Source organism: Corallibacter vietnamensis (genome assembly GCF_039537875.1).
GTDB lineage: Bacteria > Bacteroidota > Bacteroidia > Flavobacteriales > Flavobacteriaceae > Corallibacter > Corallibacter vietnamensis.
The window spans coordinates 841529-865358 of record NZ_BAABBI010000001.1 but is presented as its reverse complement, the minus strand read 5'-3'; the positions used below and the strand labels follow the sequence as shown (position 1 = coordinate 865358).

The following is a 23830-nucleotide window of genomic DNA, read 5'->3' as shown; positions in this document are numbered from 1 at the left end:
CATTGTAAGCGAATGATTTTAAAAAGAGTATTCATAGTTCTATCCATGTTTATTTTGATTACATCCTGTGGTGTTTCAAAATCAAAACACGATATCCCAGATGTTAGCCACTATGATACGTCTGTTCCTAACCGCATTACACTATCAGACTCTACATTTAGCTCTGGCGCCAACTACTTAACAAAAAACCAACAACAACTTTGGGAATTATATGTTCAGGGCGATCCTTATCAAATAGGTTTAGAAACAGGAAGCCTAACCAGAGAACTATTTGAAAAACAAGAACGAGCTTTATTAAGCAAAGTTGCCGAAATGGTACCCTCAAAAACCAAACAATACCTACTACGTAAAGTTTTGGCTTGGTATAACAGAAAAATGTACCTACATATTCCTGAAGAATATAAAGCTGAAATTTTAGGACTTTCTAAATATGCTGGAGATGATTATGATTATATAGCAGATGATTATTTACGCATACTTTACTTACACGGCGCTCACGATATAGGTCATGCCTTTCAAGATTTAGCACTTGTAGGCTGCTCATCATTTGCTGCTTGGGGAGACAAAACCGAAGATGGCAGCTTAATTATTGGGCGTAATTTAGATTTTTATGCCGGTGATGCCTTTGCCGAAAATAAAATGATAGCCTTTGTAAGTCCTACAAACGGCCACAACTTTATGTCTGTTACTTGGGCAGGAATGATTGGTGTTGTTTCCGGCATGAATGATCAAGGACTAACCGTTACCATTAATGCAGGAAAATCTAAACTACCACTTATTGCAAAAACGCCAATTTCTATTGTAACTCGAGAAATCCTGCAATATGCTTCAACTATTGATGAAGCCATAGCTATTGCAAAAAAACGTGAAGTATTTGTATCAGAATCTATTTTCATAGGAAGTGCTAAAGACAAAAAAGCTGCCGTTATAGAAGTTTCTCCAGGTAACTTTGGTGTTTATGAAGTCCCAAATTCTAATCAGTTAATTTGCGCCAACCATTTTCAGAGTGATGCCTTTGCTGATGACGAAAGAAACTTAAAACAAATAGCCGAAAGTCACTCGCAATACCGTTACGAGCGCATGGAAGAACTTCTTAATAACACACCAAAACTCACACCACAAAGAGCCGTTGATATTTTAAGAGATAAAAAAGGATTAGAAAACAAAGCCATTGGTTACGGCAATGAAAAAGCATTAAATCAATTGCTAGCGCATCATGGTATTGTTTTTAAACCAGAACAAAATATGGTTTGGGTATCTTCAAACCCATATCAGTTGGGCGAATTTGTTGCTTATGATTTAAATGATGTTTTTGAACAAGCACCTAATAACACTCATAAAACTTCGCTGCAAAACGCTAATTTACTTATTGAAGAAGATCCGTTTTTATACACAAAAGCCTATGAAAATTATGAAGCATATCGTGTTTTAAGCAGACACATATCAAAAGCTATAAATAATGACGAACATATTGAGATATCTTCTTTAAAAGAATTACAAAATCTCAACCCAAACTATTGGGAAGCCTATTACTTAACCGGTCGTTATTATTATGAAAAGGGTTATTACACTGCAGCTTTGACTGCTTTTGAACACGCTAAAACAAAAGAAATTACAACAGTTCCAGATACACGAGCTGTAAACGATTATATTAAAAAATTAAAGAGGAAATTAAACCTATGATTCCTGATATAGAAAAAGCATCAAAAGAAAAAATTAAAGCATTACAAGAAGACAAGCTACAGGAATTATTAAGCTATCTTCAAACGCATTCTGCATATTATCAAGATGTTTTTAAAAAACACCAAATAGATATAAAAACCATTACGTCTCTAGAAGATTTAACCCAAATTCCTGTTACTACAAAAGACGATTTACAAAAGCATAACGATGCTTTTTTATGTGTTCCAAAACACAAAATTATTGATTATGTAACCACTTCGGGTACCTTGGGAGATCCTGTAACATTTGCCTTGACAGATGCAGATTTAGAACGACTAGCCTACAATGAGGCAATTTCGTTTGCGTGTGCAGGTGTAAAAGAAACAGATGTCTTACAACTTATGACAACAATTGATAGGCGTTTTATGGCTGGTCTAGCTTATTTTTTAGGAGTAAGAAAACTTGGCGCTGGTATAATTCGTGTTGGTGCAGGAATTCCAGAGTTACAGTGGGATTCTATTTTAAAATTTAAACCAACCTATCTCATTGCTGTGCCTTCTTTTTTATTAAAGCTTATAGAATATGCCAAGCAGCACGATATTGATATTAATTCTTCTGGTGTAAAAGGTGCTATTTGTATTGGTGAATCACTGCGAAACCAAGATTTTTCTTTAAATACATTGGCCGAAAAAATTACCTCGCAATGGCATATTGATTTATACTCAACCTATGCTTCAACCGAAATGAATACAGCTTTTACCGAATGTGAAGCGCAACAAGGAGGACATCACCATCCTGAATTAATTATTGCTGAAATTTTAGGTGATGACAATACCCCAGTTACACCCGGAAATGTTGGCGAACTTACAATTACAACTTTAGGTGTTGAAGGCATGCCTCTATTACGATTTAAAACCGGAGATATGGTTAAAGCCCATACTGATGCTTGTTCTTGCGGAAGAAATACCATGCGACTGGGACCACTTGTAGGTAGGAAAAAACAAATGATTAAATATAAAGGGACAACCTTATATCCGCCAGCAATGGATAATATTTTAAACGATTTTAATGAGGTTTTAAGCTATGTTATTGAAATTTCACACAACGACATAGGTACTGATGAAATATGTATTAAAATAGCAGCTTCTAACCCTGATGAGACGTTATTATCAAAAATTAAAGATCATTTTAGAGCTAAATTAAGAGTATCACCTAAAATTGAGTTTCACGACAAAAAAACAATTCAAGCAATTCAATTTCCAGCAATGAGCAGAAAACCCATATTGGTTATTGATAAAAGGGCTTGATAACATGTCGTTCTATTTTTATGTTATAATTTAATCTTCAAAAAATAAATTGAATTAATTAAATAGCCTAAATCAAAAATCCCTCGATTTACAATATCAATTTTGTTTTTGAAGATTTTATTTTTCTGTATTGTATTATATAAATTTTCATCAGATAAAGACGAAATATAAAATTTTGTGTTGTTTATAAAAATAAGTTCTATAAAATGAAATTGCTCAAAAGGCATAAGCTGAAATGAGCTTTTTCTATTCATAGAAGGACAAATATATATTTTTAAACCAACGATTTCTTCTTTATTAAAAACAACTTTTTCTTTTTTATTATTAATAATTTCAATCCTTTCTTCAAACAATCTCACTTCATTATTAGCATTTACATAATAATCAATTAACAAGAAGCATGCTATTAAAACAGGGGACAAAAAAAAAATTGACATCAAGGTAACATTTACTTCTACCTGATTTACATATGCATATAAAACTATAGAAATGAAAGCTAGAATAATAAAGAAACTAAATCCCAAATTTTTACAAACACTCTTTATATTTATTCTATAATATGTCAATTTATGCTTCACTCATTAATATTAACTAGTCTTCATATTCCTTAAAATTACAACAAAAAAAGCCTTACATTTCTGTAAGGCTTTCATTTTGCTCCCCCTCTTGGGCTCGAACCAAGGACCCTTTGATTAACAGTCAGGTTCCATTAACAATGCATAATTTCACAAAAACTCTTAAAACCCTTTATTTTATTAGACTTTCATAAAATCAGTTTCATTTTTGTTTCCTTATTATTCTATTTTATTATACATTTGTTTAACCTATGTTTAACCCAAAATAATAAATTTGGCATCTATTAGTGTTTTAAGAAGAAAAAAGGCTTTGAAAAATGGACAATACCCAATAATTATTAAAGCCATTAAGGACCGAAAAATTAAGATTATTTCTCTTGGGTTTACTTGCTCCGATAATGAATGGAATGAAAAGAGATCAGAGTTTAAAAAAAATCATGAGAACTATATTCAACGAAATGCATTATTAAACCAATACAAAAGTAAAGCTTCCAAGATAATTGATGATTTTAAGAGTGAAGGTATAGACTTTACTTTGAATCAATTTGAAGAACGTTTTAGAGGCGAACATAAAAAGAATAACACTTCAGTATTCGACTTCTTCGATTATAAAGTTGATCAATTAAATGAGGCTGGCAGAACTGGTAGTGCCAAGGCCTATAAAGATACTGGTGATGCGGTTTTTAAGTTCTGCCCCCGAAAGAACTTAAAATTTCAAGAAATCGATGTATCGTTTTTAGATAGTTTTGAAGCCCATCTACGTTCTCGCGGAAATATTGATGGAGGTATTGCGGTTCGAATGAGGCAATTAAGAGCTCTTTATAATGATGCTATATCAAAAAATCTTGTAGACGAATCATTCTATCCGTTTAAAAAATATAAGATTTCGAAACTGAAAGGCAAAGGTATTAAAAGGGCTTTAACCAGGTCTGAAATTCAAAAAATATATGAGTTTGATATAAATAAACATCCTCAATTATTACATTCAAGGAATTACTTTGTATTCTCATATTTCACTCGTGGGATGAATTTTGTTGACATGATGCACCTAACTTGGGACAATGTAAATAATGGTAACATTACTTACATTAGGTCAAAAACCAAAGGTCGATTTAGCATTAAAATTCTTGAACCCGTTGCAGAAATATTAAGTTACTATTCTGCCTTAAATCCAGGCACAAATTATGTCTTCCCAATTCTACTAAAAGAAAATCTTACTCCAACCCAAATCCAATATCGAAAGGCTAAAACACTTAAAAGGTTTAATAAAGACCTTAAAGAGATTGCTGAATTGGTTGGAATAGATAAAAAACTAACTAGTTATGTGGCCAGACATAGTTTTGCCACCAATTTGAAGCAGCTTGGAGTTTCAACTGATATTATTAGTGAGTCTATGGGACATCAAAATATTAATATTACTAATACCTACTTAAAAGAATTTGACAGTGACGTTATTAATGAAGCCAATGAAAAACTAATTTTTTAATAAACCCTTAAATCCTAATTAACCTTATATGCCAATTACAGAAACCCAATTCCATGAACCTATTTATACGCGAAGAGATAAATTCAATCATATTTATGATATAACCTTAAATGAAATTTCCAATAACTCTAATAAAAAGGGATTTTCAAATTTCGGCTATTGTAATTCCGTACTACAACGTCTAAATGGCTTAAGTCATCATGAAAGATTACTATTCTTAAGACATCAGTTAAATGCTTCTCCAAATCCAATGCGATGGCTGTTAGATTTAGAAAAACTATTGGAAGTTAATAGCTGGGAAACTGCGCAAGAATTCAATAACCAATATGAGAATATTCTTAATGATACCAAACCTATAATTAGTAATTTGTTCTGTGAAATTGAAAACGGAAACTACAGCACAAAACTTGATACCTCTGAAGGCAGCAACTCAAATAAAGATATAATTTACAGCACAGAAGAGGCTTGCGAGTTTTTAAATATATCCAAATCCACAATGTACAAATTAACAAGCTCTAAAAGCATTCCATTTAGTAAGCCTGGAGGAAAAAACATGTACTTTTTGAAAAGTGAACTTGAAAAATTTCTTTTAGGCAAAAGACAGATTACTAACAGTGAACTTGAGACTCAAACAAACAATTATTTAGCTCGAAATTATTAATATTAATTTTTCTAGTATTTATTTAATACTAGTAGACATTCAAAACTAGTTTAATTTTACAACTAGTTATAATGACAGACCAGAAAATGACAAAAAATCCAAAAAACCCTATTAATCAATCATTTAATATAATCGGAGATAGATGGACTCTTTTGATTTTAAGAGACATCATGTTCTATGGAAAAAGACACTTCAATGATTTTTTATCTTCAAAAGAAAAAATTTCAAAATCAATTCTAAACAATCGTCTTAAAAAACTTATTGAAAACTTCATCATAGTCAAGGCACCTGACCATTCTCATAAACAAAAAAACAAATATACACTCAATTATAAAGGAATCGATCTCATACCTTTGATGATTGAGCTTTATAAATGGAATGGATACCGTCCTAACCTATCAGAAGAAGAAAAAGAACAAAATTTTTATAATGAAATCCATTTTAATAGAATCGAGTTCGAAGATAAACTGAAAAAAGACTTAACATTAGAAATTAAACAGGTATTCAATGAAAATCACGATTTATTCATGGATACTATGCGAAAAATATCGCCAAATGTAAAAACCATTGCAGAATGCAAATTTGAAAGCCCTTCTAAACCACAGAAAAAAGAAAAATCTATTAAGACTAAACAAAAAGACCCTATCATGACCGATGAAAAAGCCAGAAAGTATATTTTGGAAACTGTTTTTGAGATAGACCATGAACATTTATATGAAGATGTGTGAAATTATCATAAAGTTATTTTCTATTAAGGAAATATAGCAGCAATGATTGATCATGTTTTTTGATTAAAGCTTTACACAAGATGGTTACAAATGACAACAAAAGCGATAATTCAAATTCAATTAAAAAGTTAAACAAACGTTTATTTAAGGCATAAATAATTGAAAAATAATTTTATAATTGTGAGTATTGTTTTAAAGAGATTAGAAAAGATTTAACTTTCAAAAGTATTATAGTAATACCTGTATATCAAAGGCGAATCATGGAAAATATCAAAACAAGATTCGCTAACTGGTGGTGATATTCGGAAGAATCAATAATCAGTTGGTAAAATTGATAAAATAAGTCTCGCAGAAATTTGAATCTATACTGCTGGAAGTTTACTTGCTCATGGAATAACAAAATTCACAATTCAAAGGGGCAATTAACAAGCAACCAACTCCTTTGGTTAATAAAGAACTATATGAATATCGTTGTCATGAAAAAGACTACATAAGCAGTCAATAGCAAGGGAGAAGAGTTAAATTAACAAAGATACTTTTTTTGAATTGCAAGGGTGATACAAAATCAATACTTGACCACATCAAGTGTCAATAACAAAACCTAGAAGCACCACTCTAACTCAATAAAATATTAATATTATAATAAATACTTGATCGCATTAAAAAAGGAAGCATATCAAAATATAACGTTTTATTCAATGACTTTATCTTAACATTAATTCGATTATAATAGTGGAAATCATCATAAAAACAAAATGCAAAGAACCTTCCTTATCCCATTCTGGATTTTCAATTCTTAAATGCAACTTCCCTTTAGATGTTTTATAAGCACATTTAAGCATACGCGTAAAGAACCTATAAAAATTTAATTTATTAGGAAAGGTTGTTTCTATGTTATTGGCTAATAAATGATATAGAAAGATTTTTGGTTTGTTTTGAAGTACGGCTACCGTTAAGCTTTTTCTAATTACACCTAATGATGATTTTTTCTTAATTACCATAATGCATTTTCTTAATCAACGTTAAATTATTTCCTTTAACTTGAAACCAATCATAATCACCTTTTAACGCTGTTCCATCTGGCTCTGTTAGTAACTGCTTCTTTGCCTTGTTTATTTTAAAAACATTAACATAATCCCATTCTTCATTGTAAACAAAAGTTGATGATGATTCATCAAAAAAATAATAATTTAATTGACAAACCTTACCGCAATCTATCCGAATAAAAAAATCTAAAAAACCATCCATATTAAAATCGTAAAAAACAATTGGAATTTCCCCTAATGCTATTCCGTCTTCAATATTTTTTATTGTTTGTATGTACTTTCCCTTAAAACTTAATTTTAATTCTGAAACCCCTCCATAATACCCTATGTTATTTGAATAACTTAATGAGTCATTCCATTTTACATCGAGCAATAAATCTTTAAATTTTATGGTTTCTGTTTTAATCATTGTTATACCTGACAAATCTTCATCATGAAACATTTTCCAATCTTCCAGTTCAAAATTTTGGGAAAAAGAAGAGGCTGCTATTAGGTTTAATATACTAATTAATAAATATTTCATGGGATTTTTTTAGTTTACAAGAAATTCCATATAAACAGGCAAATGATCTGATAAAAGACGTGCACTTTGAAGATTATAACAATCATTTACAAAATCATTACTTCCAGATTTCAACATTTCTATATTAGATGATGGAAAATAAATATTATCGATTGAATAATTTAAATAATTTTTCTTTTTGCATTTAGTTTTTAAAGTTGTTTTAGTGTTTTTTAAAGCCGATTTAAAACCTATATAATATAGGTGATCCCACACTTCATGATTTTCATTTAGGTTAAAATCACCAACAATTAAAACTCTATCCGATTTTAATCTTTTAGGGTAATCTTTAAAAAAGATAATTTCTTGCTCTGGATTATCATTAAATTTTCGAGAATGGAAGTTTATTACATAAAAGGGTTCATCTCCATTTTTTAATTGAAACTTTCCTATGTATGGTTCTCTAAAACATTTATCTTCTAATTCAGAATCTAAAAAAGCACGACTTGTTAATTTTACTTTAGAGGTTTTCCAAAGAAAAGCATACCGTTCACTAATATAAACTGAAGGACTTTTTGTTGGATCACTAATACGATAATCCCATTTGGAACCCATTCTATTCAATTCATCTGCAATTTTTGCAACTGCTTTTGCGCCTCCTGGATCTTTTGCTACCACTTCTTGTAAAGCTACTATATCATAATCTCTAATAATTTTAGCTATTTGAAGTATTTCTTGGTCATTTTTAGTTTTACCTAAATCTCTAATATTCCAGGATGCAATTGTTAACGCATTAGAGTTTTTAATGTTTGCTTTAGGATTACTTTGGGATTTTGAATCCTGAATTCTAGTAGTGTTTACTAAAGAATTTTTCTGATTGACTAAATTCGCAGCCCGTTTGCTATTAGGGTTACATGATATTAGAAAAACGAATAATAGGGCAGATAATAATTTTAAGTGTTTCATTTATCTATATGTCATCAAATATGCGAATATCATGAGTAAACCTGTTATGCTCGGAACCTTTAAACCAATCTAAACTAATCCATACACCATCGTAATCTTTTCTATAATCCAATCGGTTAAGTTGTGATACAGATAAAGATCTATCTGGTAGTAAAAATTCAGCAAATGCATGTCCTTCTCCATTATCAAATCCACCAACCATACGTGATTTTAAACCAATTTGTCTAGCCATAGAGGCTAATAAAATTGCAAAATCATCACAATCACCAGAATATTGCCCTTGATATTTTAAAGAAAGTGTTGCTTCTGCTGAACGCCAAGTATCACTTCCTGTATCTGGATCAAAAATATAATGCCAATTAGAGTACACATAATTTTGCATTGCCAAAATTTGCTCAACTTGAGATTGAGAAGTCTTTAGTTTTATGTTTAATTCCATAACTTCTTTCAGAACCAAACCTTCTACCTGAATTAAGTTTCCTTTTGCTGGAGGAATTTTATTTTTAATTAATTCCTTCTTTATTGATTTTTCTTCCTTGGGAGTAACTATATCTTCTATTTTAACAATTTCAGGGACTACATCTTTAACCATTGTATTAGGTTCAGGTACAGTTTGACTCTTTGCTGCTTCAGACTTGGCTTTGGCTATAATTTTAGCACGCCCAGAATTGGAACAACCTATACAGGATTGAAGCATCAGTAAAAATATTAAACTTACAGAAGTACAGATTACTTTTAATATCTTATTCATTTTCTTCAAGGTTATAATCTATCTTGGCAATTTTTGGGATAATTTGAATAGAAAAGCGCTTATTATTTTCTTCAACATTATCCCTACAAAGACCATTGAATCCACTACCACAAATTAAAACTTCAACATTTTTATCTCTAAAATTAATACCTTTAGCATTCCATAATTCGTAAACAGTTAATGCTCTTTCATAACTTTTTTTATAGCCATAATTAGAGTCCTCACTAAACCGTTTGTCCCATGAATTAGCCATATTTCCTTCAATAACCAATAAATAACTAAATTTAGAATTATTTTTACTTACGTTCTCTAAAAAGGAATTTACTTTATGTCCAACATTAATTATTGAAGCCTTGTATTCTGGTTTTATTTCAGTTTCATTTGATTCAAATATTTCAATGCCAATTAAATCTTTTGCAACATATTTTTCGCAATTTTCCAAATAATAAAAATCATTGTCATTTTGAAGTGGTTTAAATTGTTCTTCAATTTGAAGTATTTTTTTTAACTGTTCATTTTGAGCTTTTATTTTGCCTTGTTCTACCTGTAATATTACAAATGTAATAACATATAATACCAACATAACAAAAAACAAACTTGTCATTAAATCGGCATAGCTTACCCAAAAGAATCCAGTTTTTTTCATTTTATATGTTCATATAGATATAATAAACACCACCTGATATAACAACAATGTATGCCGTAATTTTTAAGCCTATAAATAATTTTGGTAATATCGACAATTTCAGATTTTCAGGAAGATTCTCTTCGGTTCCACCTTTGGAAGAAGTAGTGAATTTAATTGAATTTAATGCCGTGACAATACTTTTATTGCCACTACTTATTACATCGCTTAATTTGCTCTCAAGGTTAATCAATCTCTTTTCAATATCATCTAGTTTATCAAGTTTATTTAGTTTTTCAAATTTAGGCCTAGCCGTGTTAAATACCTCTTCTGTTCTTTTTACTTGATGATCCATTGATTGGGTGAAATTCTCAATAGACTTATTAAATGCTAAAGTTAATTTAGAATCATAGCCTGCAATTGCTTCGTTAAATGATTCAAATTGTTTATTTGCCAACTCTACAAGTTCATGAATTGCTTTAGACATTTTGGAGTCAGTATTCGCCACAGCCTCGTTAACCGCATCTCCATATTTTGAGAATGATTCTATATGGGAATTAAAAAAATTTGTAGCTTTATCACTTCTAGTTATATTACTTTTAATATCCTCGAGTACTACATTAATATTATGGGTGTTTGCAACAAAAGACTCAAGGTTTCGAAGTAATTCTGTAGTATTTAATAGTGATTTATCTAGTTTATTGTAATATTTAGCAAAATCCTGAAAAGAGTCCATCATGCCTTCCAACTGATTAAATACATCAATATTAACAGAAGCAACTTTTTTTACATCAAGACTTTTTATTTGTTCTATTAACTTTTGTTCCCTAAAGACCGCATCTGAAGAGTTTTTAACAATTCCATCTAATTTTGAAACTACGCTAGATGTGTTTCTAGAAAACGCATCTAATTTAGTTGAAAGCGTATGAACTTCTGGTAATTTAGACCTATTCATTTTTGGCAAGAGTTCCGACTGCAAAAGAGATAGAAACTCATTCTTTCCTTCTTCAACTTGAGACTTGGCTTTTTTAAAAATACTTACAGAAAATATTGTAGTTATTATTAGTCCTGTAACTGATGCAGCCATTGCTATTTTAACGCCATCTATTAATGGTTTAATGGCCTCTAAAGCCAATGATGAACTATCATTAGTAACATTAAAATTAATAGCAAAAAGACCAAGAATAATTCCTAGCATAGTAGCTGCAAGCCCAATATACAATGGAGCAGGAATCCGGTTATTAATCTCATCTTCAACAATTTCAATATACCTGTCTGCAATATCTTTAAGAATATGAAAGTCTATTGAGGCTCCTTTATTTTTAATGAGGTACGCATTTATTGTAGTTGAAATACTTGATACAGTTTTATTGGAAGATGTACTTTTTAGATATGCTATTTCCGTTTTTAATTCATCATCATCGATATCCTCTTCTGATAATATTTCCGAAACATTACCTTCATTATAAACGTCTACAGTAACGTTTTTTTGAGCTATAAAAGGCATTTTTGAAAAAATAGATTTATATGACATAATTTTGACATATAACCTAAATGCTAGATACAACTGAACTGCGATTAAACCAGATATTACTACAGTTTCTATAAACTTAACATCGTACATACTTAAATAAACTTAATTTTGATTTTTTGAGTAATCAACCAATCTTGATTCTCTAATTTAACTTTTCCTGGTTCGACAATATTTATCCCATTGGCATTAGGGCTAAAAGCATTTTCATAAATACAAGCTTTTTCTAAATAATGATCAGGAGAATTTAAAGCCCTTGTGAAATCGGCATTTTCTATTATTAATAGTTTTCCAGTGGTATTTGAAGCATCTAATATTATTTGATATAACGAGGTTGGCATTTGTTCGTTACTAACATCTTCTATAGAAAATCTATTATTTTCAAAAGGAGAAGGCAAATATATGGCAATAGGTTTAGGTATTTCAAAATCAACTGTTTGTGGTTTTTCATCTTCAATAAGTTGTGTTTTTATCGGTGATTGAATAGGTTGATTTTCCTCTATCTTCTCAAGATTATTGTACTTACTTTCAGAACTCAGTTTATTAGATTTTTGAAATGCGTGTAATTTATTTTCTAGACTACTTATTTTATTTTTTAAAGAACTATTTTCAATTTTATAAAAATTCTCGAAGTCATTATCATGTTTTTTTGTTGACTTGGAGTTTTGTCTTGAATTATTATTTACTCTGTTCAGTATAAAAACAATATTCAAAAGGATAGATAATCCAAAAATTAAATAAAAAATAATATCTAAAAAATTAAATGACGCTACACTAGTATTTGTTTTAATTTCTTGAGGCACCAAATTATTACTAACATCTAACAAAGGACTAACGTATGCTAATATTAAATAAAATATATTCATAAAAAGTCAAGTATTAGGATTCATTAATTGCTGAAGCCAAATCATATAATAAACCTATTAAAGGAAAAAAGAATAAACTTTGTGCCACAGGTTCATCTGGTGTTGAATCTTCTTCTAGCGATTTCACTCCTTGCATCAAATAATCTAGCTGATCGTGTGATTTAATTTCATTAAATTTTTCAATAGATTTATTAGAAACCCCAAATTCACCTTTAAAGTCTAATTCTAATACTAACTCATTAAACATCTCATAAAATTTGTTGACATTTTTAGCCACATCATTTAAATAAGCGTTGTCTACATCATTATAACAAATTGTATTTTTTATTCCTGCCGCTTTAGACTGTACTTTTGGATTTTCATAATTACCTATATTGATTTCAATTAAATCTGTATGCTTAATCCCATTTAATTCATCATCAATATTAAATCCTCCTTTACAAGTTACTTCTTTAGGATTCTCTTTTGTTTTGAGCGTTAATTTAGAATCACTAACATCATATACTTTATTAAAAATCCTCTCAAAAAGCGTTGAAAGAGAGTCTATTTTTTTACTGGAATCTACAATCTTCAATGTTTTAGAACCAGTTCCACTGAACACAATATTTCTAGGATGTGGAATCTCTTTTAGTTTCATTAATTCCGCTATATGGTATACGATTGATGTATAAAATAATAGGAATATAATTTTAAAATCATCGTCATCGGATAGTTTTTTACCAAAGTCGATGTCTAAATGCTTCTGTTTAATATTTTTGTTATCTTCTAATGAGAATAGGAAATTTATTAAATCTGTAGATGATTGATAATCTGAATAAATTTTTTCTAAAATCTTAATTTCCTCGACTAATTTATTTTGAGACAATGTGTGTTCTATTTGCTCTTTGTATTTTTGAACAAACCCATTAGCACTAATATTACCATTAAACCCATTACCGAAAATTGCATCTCCAGCAAATTTAAAAGAGGTTATTAATTGTGGTTTTTCATCAAAATATATCATAACATCCGTTGTACCTCCACCTATATCAATAGAAATTGAAGGTTTTGCAGCTGTACGAATGTTTCCATCACTTTTGTAATGATAAAAAGGTGCAATACTCTCTGGGAAGTCAAAAAGGTTTTCTTCAGATATATTGAAAACCTTATCAAAGGATTCTTGCCAAATTCTTCTAAATCTTTTTAAATGATTTGTAGTCATACTTACTGGATAAAACCAAATGATTTTTGTTTGACTTATATCTCCATTATTTTTTAGAACTTTATTTTTACAGAGCATTAACAACTCTTCTATATAATGCTTGACTTGCTTTTCATTATTAGACTCTTTAGACCATTTTAAATTTGTAAACGTTTTTAAATACGGTCTAATACCTTTTTTTTCGTAATCAAATCCAATATTTGCATCTGCAAAAGTAAACGTTGCCAACTCGTAGTTAACATTACTATTCTGAATTAAACAAGATCTAAATGGGGATTTCACCATTTCATCTTCTCCAATTTTTTTCGGTATTATTTCTTGCATTAAATGCGATTCTCCATCTTCTATATCTCTTATAGCTTCTGTCCTACGAGGCGCATTCGCTGGCATTAAAAACGCAATCTGTTCATCAATTTCTGAAATATTAAAAGCTTTAGCACTTCCTTGTCCTTCAATAGTATATTCAATATGTGTATTGGTTGTGCCAAAATCAATTGCAAATTTATAAGCATCGCCTCCTGCAACTGTATATTCTTCCCAAAGAGGTATTACATAATTAACACTACTACCTAAAGTGACAGCCATAGCATCAAAACCTTCATTAACTATTGTTTGGGAGGTTATGTAAGGCTTATTAGATCTTTCTTTAACTTTTCTAGGTGTAATAACATTTATATTGGAATCCTTAAATAACTGAACAGAAAGCTTGTTTGAATTATCAGGATAGATATCAGCTAAACCAACTGTATAATTAATTTTAGTTTGTTCACTTTTATTAAAGGGGTAAAGTGCCATAGCAAATGATTTCTCAATAATTCGTCCTTTATCTTGTCTATTCTCACTGGAGATATTTGATTTTAAGTTATAGATTTTTGTGTATGAAATAAAACCTTTTTTAATAGGAATGTTTAACTCCACTTGTACACTACTCCCTGCAAGTTCCTTTATTTTAATTAGATTTCCGTTTAATAAGTCTTTTGTAGAAAAATAATTAAAAAAGAGTGGTTGTAATGGGATCAAATATTGCTCATCACCAATAGTTAAGAATTTATCACTATCTATTTTGTAAGGTAACTTAATGATTGATTCTGTTAAAAAATCATTCATTGTTAGATAAGGATATTTATCCCCTTGGTCTGGTAAATGCCGTTGATTTAATGGCATATTAACTTCACAAGGTACTTTTGTTTTACTATCCCATTTATCTTCAGTATAAATGTATGGCAGATTTAAAACTTCTACTGGTAAAACTAATGGTTTAGTACCTTCAACAACTTTAGAGGCTTTAATAACAAAATCACTTTTACTTTCGATTAATGATGAATCCTTTTCAAATTGCTTTAAGAAAAGACCATTTATTACCTCTAAAGGCTGTCCTGAATTGTTATTATACAAAACACCATTAAGCGATTTTAAATAAGCCTCTGGATCAAAAGTCATAAGTTCCTGATGAAGATTCAAGTCTGTCTCATAAATCTTATCAATTGTTTTTATAATGTAACTATTAAATTCAGGGAATAACTGATTGAAATTATTTGATTTAGATAACGCTACAAGATATTTAATGTAATGCACATCTCTCCTATATAAAGGCAGTAACATGTCGTCTAACATTGTATCTTGCCCAAACTTTATTTCTGTTTCTAGAGCATTAGGTGCTGCAAAAAATAAAGTTCTTGGAGAGGTGCCACCTATAATCTTATGCTTGTATAATAAAATATAAATGTTCTCGAATTCACTAAAATTATATTGTTTCCTGTCTTGTTGTAAAAAGAGTTTCAACGTATTTCCCAAATGTTTTTGACTTGGGTTGCCATTCAATAAATTATTAAGGCTACGTTCCTTATTCCATTCGATCAGCTGTAAATCATTCTGATGCTTGTCAAAATTAAAAAGCAGTTGACCAATATCTAATGCATCCGAAACTAATTTATGATTATCTGTTGCTACTGCTCTACCGTTTCTTGTAATTCCATCTAAATTACCAGAAGATCCAATTGCAGCAAAAGCAGTTCTTACTAAATCAATTCTAGCGAAAGGACTGGGTATGGAAGTAGGTAATTTTTTGCCATCACCACCATCAGTAACTATATTGTCTATTAATGTTGCATTTATTTGATCGGAAGCAAACCAATCTGGATTTTGTGCTCCATCGTTATGTATACGAAAAACCTTTTTTGCCATTCTAAATTAATTTAAAATATTCTTTACATGTTCAGTTAAAACAACATCAAAAACTTTTAAAAACCTTGAAGCTTCTGTTTCATCATCATAAGTTTGTTCTTTGATGATTTTATCAGCACTGGTTATAATTTTATTAGCTGTAGATTTATTATTAATTCCAAAAGGCCCCCCTCTCGACACTTCTTTTCCTTTAATAAAATCTAAAAGTGTATCATGCTCTTGATTATCATGATATGGTGCGAATGACACATCGTTATTATCCATTTCGTTCATCCACTCATTAAAATATTCCATGAATTTTTTGAAGTAAACCGTATAAAAATCTTGATTGTAGAATTGTTTACTAACACCATTTTCCCCTTTGTTGAACCCTCCTTTGCTCTTAAATAATACATCTTGAGATTTTTTGAAGAACTTATACAACAATACCATTTTAGATAATGGTAAGCTTATTTGATTTTTAGACCATTGCCCTAGATGTTCTAGTTTCAACTTATTACCTTCATGTGCCTCAATCCCGAACTCTTTGATAGTGGTATTTTGCCCATTACCGAAACTTTGAAAATCTTTTGTGAAATCTATTATAGATAATGCCCCTGCTAATTCTAAAAAGTGTGCGTTATTTTTTTGCTCACTTTTCCCTTCAGCATATGGCATATTATTATTTGAATAATCACCTAAATAATAAAACGCATCTAAAGATTCTTCCTTGTCAAAAATAGCATGCTGATAATAACTTAAAGCTGCTTTAGATTTACTGTAAAAGGTAGAAGAATCTATTGCCTGACCTTCCTTATCTGTAGTTGAAACTTTGAAATAAGGCAAATAGGTTATTGCTCCAATTGTAGAAGTACTAATTTCGCTAGAATTGACTATAGCAGGATTATTTACCCTTAAATTTTTCAACAACAATGGAAAACCAGAAGCTCCTGTTCCTCCAAAAATTGAGCTTATAATAAAGATAGCGTCTCCTGGGTTAAAAGAATTGGTAAACTCTTTATACTCGGCAGATTCTGCAAAACGATTTAAAACTACACTCCCTATATTCGGATTTCCTTTAAAGCCAACAGTCATGTCGGCTTCCAAATTTTCAGGGCTAAATAAAAGATCTACGAGGGCTTTATTTTCTTTATCTAACCCATTATAATAAATATAGTCACCAAATTTTTGCCCCGTATTTGTCATACCAAATTTAAAATGATCTGATACATTAGGTAAGTTTTCATCTACCAACTGTTTTAGAGTTAAAATCTTGGTTCCAAACATCTGATTATTTTCTCCAACCGCATTATAAATGTTTTGATATTTTGTTAAAATATCTGCGGTTCTATTTAAATCGCCATTAGCGGCATCGGGATCTATTATTAATGGCACTACGGTATCAAAGCCATTTTGGAGTTTAACCCCTGAAGCTAACAACATGGTTAGCGATTTTAAAACTCTGGAACCAGTTCCTCCAATTCCAAATACATATAATTTTGCCATAATTTAAAAAGGATTATGTTTGTTACCTACACTTATATATTTAATTGGAATTGATAACAACCCTGCTAAAGCAACTCCATATACAAAGGAAATTACAGCCATTTGTAATATAAAATATTGAGGATTCGGTTCTCCTACATCTCCTGTATAATTGCCCAGATATTGTAATAGTTCAATATTATTAAATAATAAAGCATAACAAATAGCGAACATGAATATACCCGCAAATAGAAGTGTTATTATCCATTTAAAACGTGGTTTTTTTACTGGGTCCCAAAGTTTATAAAATACAAGAAGGAGGATTATCGAAACAATAATTAGGCTCCAGCCCAATTTTTGAAAATCGAAAGCATTAAACACACTATCTTGTAAATCTTTATATAACTCGTAATTAAACCAGGGGTCATATAAACTAGCAATAAAATCATTCATAGTTAAGGCTTTATTTTTAAATTGATATCGAGGTATTGACTATTATTATTAACTTTTTGATAGGCTTTAGAAATGCCAATCATTAATTGGTCGAAGGCGAAGGTGTGTGAAACATCATCAATAATATCACAATCATCATTTACACCAGTATTTTCAATCCATGCAGGTAGATTATTTTGTAATTGTATATTTAAATTACCATATAAGTTTTTATCTGCCTTAACGGTTATGACATGGGTGAAATTGGTTTTATTTTTATCATTAATATGCTGAACTTCTTTGAAAGTTTTTGAGGACTTGTCCATGTCAGCAACATTTGATACTGAAGTAACGGTATACCCCAATTGATCATCAACCCAATAGTTTTTTACAGCCTCCTTATATGTATTTGGTAAACTTATAGACGAATAATCAATTGCAACACCAAATTGCAAATAATTTTCACTTTTAGGTGTACCGTTAAATCCTGGTCTTTCGAACTTTTTAACATCTTCGATTTCTTCTATTAAATCAGACCCTTTCTTTGATGCTTTGAATGTTCCATGCTTTTCGTCGCCTGTTGTTAAAATGGTGTAATTAGCTTTCAAGTTTTTTGTTAAGAAGAATCTAGCTTGTTCTTCAAATCCAGGTAATTCATCGATGACTGTAATCTCATTGAGTGCTTTATCAATACTTTGAGAGTTCCCAAAAAGCATCACATAATATGGTCTATCCTGTTGATTAATTGTTATACCTCCTTTTTTCTTATTTGGGCAACTAGCTTCCTGATAATATTGTCCATTAAACTCTGATGATAACTTTAAAACTACTGTTTCAATTCCATTTTTGGTTAATGCATGTTTAAAAGCAGTTTCGATATCTATTGAAACAATATCAACATCACCATCTTTAACCGAATAAATACCATCGGTAACAACAATACTCAAGTTATTTTCTTTTGCATTTTCAATAGCATTTGAAAAAATAAACAGATGATCGGAATTACCGACATCACCTTCTTTTATATTACTATTGTCAATTTTATTAAGAACATCGTCTTGAGGGTATTCTTTGGTATTAACAAAAAAAGGATTTACTGTGTAAGCACCTAAATTACCATAAATACGATGCATTACTTGTTTGAAGTTTTTACCGCTTAAATACCCATTCATACTTAACGAATTCTCAAAATAGAAATTTACATTCATTTCAGAATTAGAATTCACTTCTTTTAAGTTGTTAAACTTATCAATTAGAGTCGCAATACTCTGCTCATCATTGAGAGATAACCTGAATTTATCTTTCCTTTTGATGAACAAATCAAGAGAATCACTTTTTTCCTTCCAATTAATTTTAGAATTCGATTTTTTTTGAAATTCCAGTTCATCTATGAATGCTGTGAAATTATCTAGATAATTTATTTTAGTCGTTGAAGATTGGCAACTTGCTATGAGTAAAATAAAAAAACAATAAAATGGTTTTAACTTTAGCATGAGGTGGTTAGTATAAATTTTAAATATCAGTTATTTTGACATAAAAACAAAGTATAAAAGTAACAATTTTACAAAAACCATAATTTATCTTTAGCATCTTCAGGGATGCCATTATTAAAGCGAGGTGCTATTTGCGCTACCATTTCAGGGTATTTGATTGTAATTGGTACATTTTGTTGGCGTAAGGATTTCCAATACAACCTACTAAATTGATACACTTGGGTTAATAACTCTTCAATTACCTCAACATCTTCAAAAGCATCTTCATCTGGACTACTTATTTTTATTGGGAATGGATAGCCATCGGTGTCTGAATAAAAACGGTCACTTGGATAACGTGCATTGTTAAACAATAAGAATTGGTTTTCGGCAATGCGAATGTACGTACCACTTACCGGCATTAGTTTGTTATCCCAATTTAAGTCGTAGGCAATGATGTCTTCGGATTCTGTTTTGTTGATGTTTAGTATGTATAAAGGCACTCCTAATTTTAGTTTGTGCATCCCTTCTATTATGGGTTTTAACTTCTCATATTTCATTTCCTTGTAAAAATGAATCACTACCTTATCTGCTTCTGCTACAGACGTAAAATCCCTAATAGCTTTTAAAATACTCCCTACCAATAACTCTGTTTCGTTCTGGTTGAAGTATTCAAAATTTCTAAATAAACCATTGTTTTGAAAACTGAACGCACTTGCTATATATCTTCTGTTTTCTCCTTGATTGGTAAATGCTCCTACACCTATAACCAATTCTTTTTTATCGGTTACTGCCAGCTTCCAAGGTGCTCCACCTAATTTGGCATGGATAGACAATGCCATATTTTGTAATGAGAATTGGAAGTTGTATTGATTTTCAATATTGACCACCATTTTTTCATAATCAACCACTTGAGTAACTATGCCTTCGTTTAAAAACAGTTCTTTAATACGGATGTAAATTTCGCGGTCGTCTGGATCTGGTGTAAACCTATCGAACGGGCTTAAATAAAACGCTGCGTATTTTATATTATCGTGGTCGAAAGTTAAGCTTTCTAACTTTTCAACAATTTCTGGAATCGGGTCGTTTTCATTGGTAAATTCGATAAAGCATTCTTTAGATGTTGCTACTTTAATATTTACATACGACTCAATACCGAGGAAGTATTTCTTCCTTGTGTCTGTTACATCAACACCATTTTTTAAATTACTATAAAATGATTTAATTGCTTCTTTATGTGATGTATGATAAATAAAGAAAAACTTAATATTTTGATTGTTTGGTCTGCGATAAGGACTTAAGATATTCATTGCCTTTTTAGGCACTAAATGGGTTTTCTTATTGCCATATTGGTCTTTACCAAACTCTAATAAGCCCAAGTTGGGATTTATGTGATTAATACGGTTGCCAGAACATCTATAAAAGCATCTTGTTTAAAAGGGAATAAAGCTTTAAATTCTTCTGTAAATAAATACTTCTCTGCAAAATTAGTAATGAGCGTTACATACTTTTGATATTTATTTTTTGGTCTTTCTGGTTCTTCAATCGGTATGTTTACAGCTCTTGCCAATTGTAAATTGAATATTGGAAAGGCTTGACTGAAGTCTATGCTATTATGAAAGTCTTGTTTATCCTCTGTATCAAGGTCCATTTGGTAATTAAACGTTTTTTGACCGTAGACACATCTTTTAATTAACTCTGTTTCCTCAACATCCTGAACTGACTTTGTCAGTACTTTTGATGTACCATCATATGAGACTATTAGCTCTGGTAAATCTGTAAGTTTTGCGAACTGTATCTTAAATGAAAATTTGTAGTATAAATTATAGTCTACTGTATTCCCTTTTTTTGAAGGTATCCACACTTGTACATCACGTACAAAGTTTTTGACTACGATATAGCCCTTTTCTAAAAAATAGGTTTTTAATTGGTGTTTAAGAAATTGCTTGTAAATGCGTAGTTCTTTAGCTTTTGTCAAGTCTATTTTTTATGCTTGGTGCATTCGGTATTTCTTGAGTAAAGGTGGTATAAATATGCTCTACTTTAGATAAATCTGTATCAGGGAATGCCTCTTTAATCTGCTTTGAAAACTTTGACCAATGAATTGGATGGCTTTCTTCTATATCCTCCAGTGATAAGTATATGGTAGGCGTGCTACTTGGCCATTTAAAATTGAGTATGTTGGTTTTTAAGTGTTCTTGCATTCGCACTTACAGCTGTTAGTTTACTTTATTATTCTTCTGTTAAATCATCATCAATCTCATCGGTAATATCTTCTTCTTGAGATTGGTAATATGGATTGGGGTATTTATCTTGAAACCAATCTTCTGTTTTCCAGTTCTTTTTTATGAATTTCAGCAATTCGACTTCTCTATTTGCTACACTTGTGGGGTTCCATTCGTTGTTGTTATCGGCAATTTCTATTTCGGAAAATGAACCGTAATAGTATTGCTTCTGTTTATTTTCGTAGCTTGAATTTCTCAACGATGAATTTTTATCAGTAGTGATCAGTAGTAAATTGCCCAATGAGTGCAAACACCTTTTAACTTCCTTTTCATCGTCTTTAATAGCTTCCATTTCATTTTCCCAAAATTCTTGGTAAGCTTGTGGTATAATATGCTCTACACTTTTGGTCTTTTTACTTGCAAAATCATAAGACAATTTTGAATCTTGATTTTTTCGTAAGTATTCTTCATATTCGTACAAGAAATAAGATAAGCCAACCCACGAATAATAACCCTGCTTTTTTGAGGAATCAAACAATTCGTTGATTTCATATTCGAACCTATCCCAATCACCATGGTTATCGATGTACCAAGCCAAATAAAATTTTGCGTGCGCAATCATCTCATCATTGGTATAATCATTATGCCAATCTGAACAATTCCGATAGATATCAGCTTTACCCGTATCTGAACGTTTTCTGTTCATTGAGAATAATCTAAAACTGAACACTTCTGCCAGTTGCGCAATCTCCAGAAGGTCATTAGGCTTTTTAGACATCAAACCTATAAAGCTTAATAATAATGGTCTTACCGTACTGTTATTAAGTCTATTTAATTTTTCAAAAGCCTTTTTGATTTTGTTTCGTAAGTTATTATTATCTACTTCTTTAAATGCTTGTTTTTCAGCCGGGTAATTGATAAATCTCCAATGCAAGGATGTCACTGCTAATGAGTTGGCATAAGTCTCTATATCTTTTTGCATTTTTAATGGGTCTTTTACCATTTGTTCAATGGTAAATATTTTATTTAAAATCTGGTCTTTGGCTTGGTTATCTTTTGTCCAGCCGTAATAGATCGTCCAATGGTTATTTAAAAAACTATTTTCGTCTAATGTTTGATGTGGCAATGTTAAGTTACGTAAGATAATAGCCCATTTTTGATTTATGTTGTCTACGACCTGTTTGGTACGGTGTTCTTCAGCTTCAATCTTAATTTTAGTAGCTAAAAACAATAAACGATTTTTAACAATTTCTAAATCTGATAGCCCAATACCTCTATTATTCATTGTTTCGAAAACTACGCCAATGTCGCCTGTTGTATTGACAATATATTCATTAAACATCAAGCGGTTTTCAATAGCCATTAAATATTCCAGCTCCTTGTCTTTTGCATGTGGTTGTTTAAAATATTCAGCTATATCCCTTTTTGCATTTTTTAGGTTAAATGTGTACAAGTTTTCGTCTGGCGAGGATAAACTTTGATGTTCTAAAATTACTGAATGGAAATAGTTCTGGCTTACTTGGTCTATTTCGTAACGAAATAAGTATGTGCCCTTATTAATAATATAATTAGCTGTTTTTTCTTTTACTTCTTCAGCGTAATCTGGTTGACTTCCTAACTTTTTTAATAGATAGTTTAGAATTAAGGTTATGGTGGTGAATCTCTGTTGACCATCTACCAAGTGATACATACTGTATTTAGTCATCCCTATTAATTCATCTTGGTCTTGTTTGTGAATGGTAATAGTTCCTGTGTAGTGATCTGACTCTAATTGATTAGCGTGTTTTAAATCGTTTAGTAGATCATAAATTTGTTTTGTCTTCCAACTGTACCCTCTTTGGTAATCTGGTATTACATAAATGCGTTTATTATAAAAATGGCTGATTGGTTTGAGCTCCATGGAATGAATGTGTTTTTTTGAAATTATTTAAAAACATAAACTATAATAATGACCTGTTTTAAACTTTACATTTTAGCATAAGATACATTGCTTGCAGCAGAATCAAAGTTGAAGTTTATTAGTGTTTCATATTTAGGGAGAGACTAAAGATAATAAAAGAAAAGGAAGTACAAATAAATTTAGACCAACTACTTAAATTTTAATATTTAGAGCTTTAGATTATAGAAGCGTTTTAACTAATGAACA

Annotated in this window: 21 protein-coding genes; 5 read left to right on the top strand and 16 right to left on the bottom strand. The window is 30.5% G+C overall.

The window, feature by feature from the left end; genetic code table 11:
• The first annotated feature begins 12 nt into the window (after nucleotides 1-12).
• Together ABD690_RS03970 and flxY are read left to right on the top strand one after the other, a co-directional pair.
• Entirely contained in the window at nucleotides 13-1683 is a 1671-nt protein-coding gene (locus ABD690_RS03970; RefSeq protein WP_344727321.1) for a C45 family autoproteolytic acyltransferase/hydrolase, read from the top strand.
• Nucleotides 1680-2969 carry a flexirubin biosynthesis putative acyl-CoA ligase FlxY gene (gene flxY / locus ABD690_RS03965; protein WP_344727319.1) on the top strand — a complete coding sequence of 430 codons (1290 nt, stop codon included), beginning with the start codon at nucleotides 1680-1682 and terminating at the stop codon, nucleotides 2967-2969. Before ABD690_RS03970 ends, flxY begins: the two co-directional genes overlap by 4 nt.
• A 23-nt stretch (nucleotides 2970-2992) precedes the next feature.
• On the opposite strand, the gene ABD690_RS03960 is transcribed toward flxY, so the two are convergent.
• Nucleotides 2993-3547, bottom strand: coding sequence for a PH domain-containing protein (locus ABD690_RS03960; protein ID WP_486303586.1), 555 nt, complete (start codon nucleotides 3545-3547; stop codon nucleotides 2993-2995).
• A 271-nt stretch (nucleotides 3548-3818) separates the two neighbouring features.
• Here ABD690_RS03960 and ABD690_RS03955 point away from each other — a divergent pair, with 271 nt between their 5' ends.
• The 3 genes from ABD690_RS03955 (at nucleotide 3819) to ABD690_RS03945 (ending at nucleotide 6419) form a co-directional block, all read left to right on the top strand.
• Complete coding sequence (locus tag ABD690_RS03955; RefSeq protein ID WP_344727315.1) at nucleotides 3819-5030, top strand: tyrosine-type recombinase/integrase; 1212 nt, start codon at nucleotides 3819-3821, stop codon at nucleotides 5028-5030.
• Nucleotides 5031-5058: 28 nt separating this feature from the next.
• Entirely contained in the window at nucleotides 5059-5691 is a 633-nt protein-coding gene (locus ABD690_RS03950; protein ID WP_344727313.1) for a helix-turn-helix domain-containing protein, read from the top strand.
• 71 nt (nucleotides 5692-5762) lie between these two features.
• Nucleotides 5763-6419, top strand: a complete 657-nt coding sequence (locus ABD690_RS03945; protein ID WP_344727311.1) for a winged helix-turn-helix transcriptional regulator — start codon at nucleotides 5763-5765, stop codon at nucleotides 6417-6419.
• 704 nt (nucleotides 6420-7123) lie between these two features.
• Here the strand turns inward: ABD690_RS03945 and ABD690_RS03940 are convergent.
• The 15 genes from ABD690_RS03940 to ABD690_RS03870 all read right to left on the bottom strand — a co-directional run bounded on the left by ABD690_RS03940 (nucleotide 7124) and on the right by ABD690_RS03870 (nucleotide 23584).
• On the bottom strand, nucleotides 7124-7420 hold the full coding sequence (locus ABD690_RS03940; protein ID WP_344727309.1) for a hypothetical protein: 297 nt from the start codon (nucleotides 7418-7420) through the stop codon (nucleotides 7124-7126).
• Nucleotides 7410-7988: an XAC2610-related protein gene (locus ABD690_RS03935; protein ID WP_344727307.1), complete on the bottom strand. Its 579-nt coding sequence runs from the start codon at nucleotides 7986-7988 to the stop codon at nucleotides 7410-7412. Before ABD690_RS03935 ends, ABD690_RS03940 begins: the two co-directional genes overlap by 11 nt.
• A 9-nt stretch (nucleotides 7989-7997) precedes the next feature.
• Nucleotides 7998-8933: an endonuclease/exonuclease/phosphatase family protein gene (locus ABD690_RS03930; RefSeq protein WP_344727305.1), complete on the bottom strand. Its 936-nt coding sequence runs from the start codon at nucleotides 8931-8933 to the stop codon at nucleotides 7998-8000.
• Nucleotides 8934-8937: 4 nt separating this feature from the next.
• Complete coding sequence (locus ABD690_RS03925; RefSeq protein ID WP_344727302.1) at nucleotides 8938-9684, bottom strand: transglutaminase-like domain-containing protein; 747 nt, start codon at nucleotides 9682-9684, stop codon at nucleotides 8938-8940.
• Entirely contained in the window at nucleotides 9677-10330 is a 654-nt protein-coding gene (locus tag ABD690_RS03920) for a flagellar motor protein MotB (protein WP_344727300.1), read from the bottom strand. The genes ABD690_RS03925 and ABD690_RS03920 overlap by 8 nt, the downstream gene beginning before the upstream one ends.
• Before the next feature lies 1 nt (nucleotide 10331).
• Nucleotides 10332-11843 (bottom strand): hypothetical protein, encoded by a 1512-nt coding sequence (locus tag ABD690_RS03915; protein WP_344727298.1) that lies wholly within the window; start codon nucleotides 11841-11843, stop codon nucleotides 10332-10334.
• Between the two features lie 92 nt (nucleotides 11844-11935).
• Nucleotides 11936-12706, bottom strand: a complete 771-nt coding sequence (locus ABD690_RS03910) for a hypothetical protein (protein WP_344727296.1) — start codon at nucleotides 12704-12706, stop codon at nucleotides 11936-11938.
• A 13-nt stretch (nucleotides 12707-12719) separates the two neighbouring features.
• Nucleotides 12720-16091: a hypothetical protein gene (locus ABD690_RS03905; RefSeq protein ID WP_344727294.1), complete on the bottom strand. Its 3372-nt coding sequence runs from the start codon at nucleotides 16089-16091 to the stop codon at nucleotides 12720-12722.
• 6 nt (nucleotides 16092-16097) lie between these two features.
• Nucleotides 16098-17576, bottom strand: coding sequence for a hypothetical protein (locus tag ABD690_RS03900; RefSeq protein WP_344727292.1), 1479 nt, complete (start codon nucleotides 17574-17576; stop codon nucleotides 16098-16100).
• Between the two features lie 3 nt (nucleotides 17577-17579).
• The gene (locus tag ABD690_RS03895; protein ID WP_344727290.1) at nucleotides 17580-18008 is read right to left on the bottom strand and encodes a hypothetical protein; all 429 of its coding nucleotides are present in this window, start codon (nucleotides 18006-18008) and stop codon (nucleotides 17580-17582) included.
• 2 nt (nucleotides 18009-18010) lie between these two features.
• Entirely contained in the window at nucleotides 18011-19480 is a 1470-nt protein-coding gene (locus ABD690_RS03890) for a hypothetical protein (RefSeq protein ID WP_344727288.1), read from the bottom strand.
• Nucleotides 19481-19548: 68 nt separating this feature from the next.
• On the bottom strand, nucleotides 19549-20838 hold the full coding sequence (locus tag ABD690_RS03885) for a Piwi domain-containing protein (RefSeq protein WP_344727286.1): 1290 nt from the start codon (nucleotides 20836-20838) through the stop codon (nucleotides 19549-19551).
• Between the two features lie 8 nt (nucleotides 20839-20846).
• Nucleotides 20847-21437 (bottom strand): hypothetical protein, encoded by a 591-nt coding sequence (locus tag ABD690_RS03880; protein WP_344727284.1) that lies wholly within the window; start codon nucleotides 21435-21437, stop codon nucleotides 20847-20849.
• A complete protein-coding gene (locus tag ABD690_RS03875; protein WP_344727282.1) occupies nucleotides 21424-21663 on the bottom strand; it encodes a hypothetical protein in 240 nt (79 codons plus the stop codon). Before ABD690_RS03875 ends, ABD690_RS03880 begins: the two co-directional genes overlap by 14 nt.
• Nucleotides 21664-21691: 28 nt before the next feature.
• A complete protein-coding gene (locus tag ABD690_RS03870; protein ID WP_344727280.1) occupies nucleotides 21692-23584 on the bottom strand; it encodes a DUF262 domain-containing protein in 1893 nt (630 codons plus the stop codon).
• Between the last annotated feature and the right edge of the window lie 246 nt (nucleotides 23585-23830).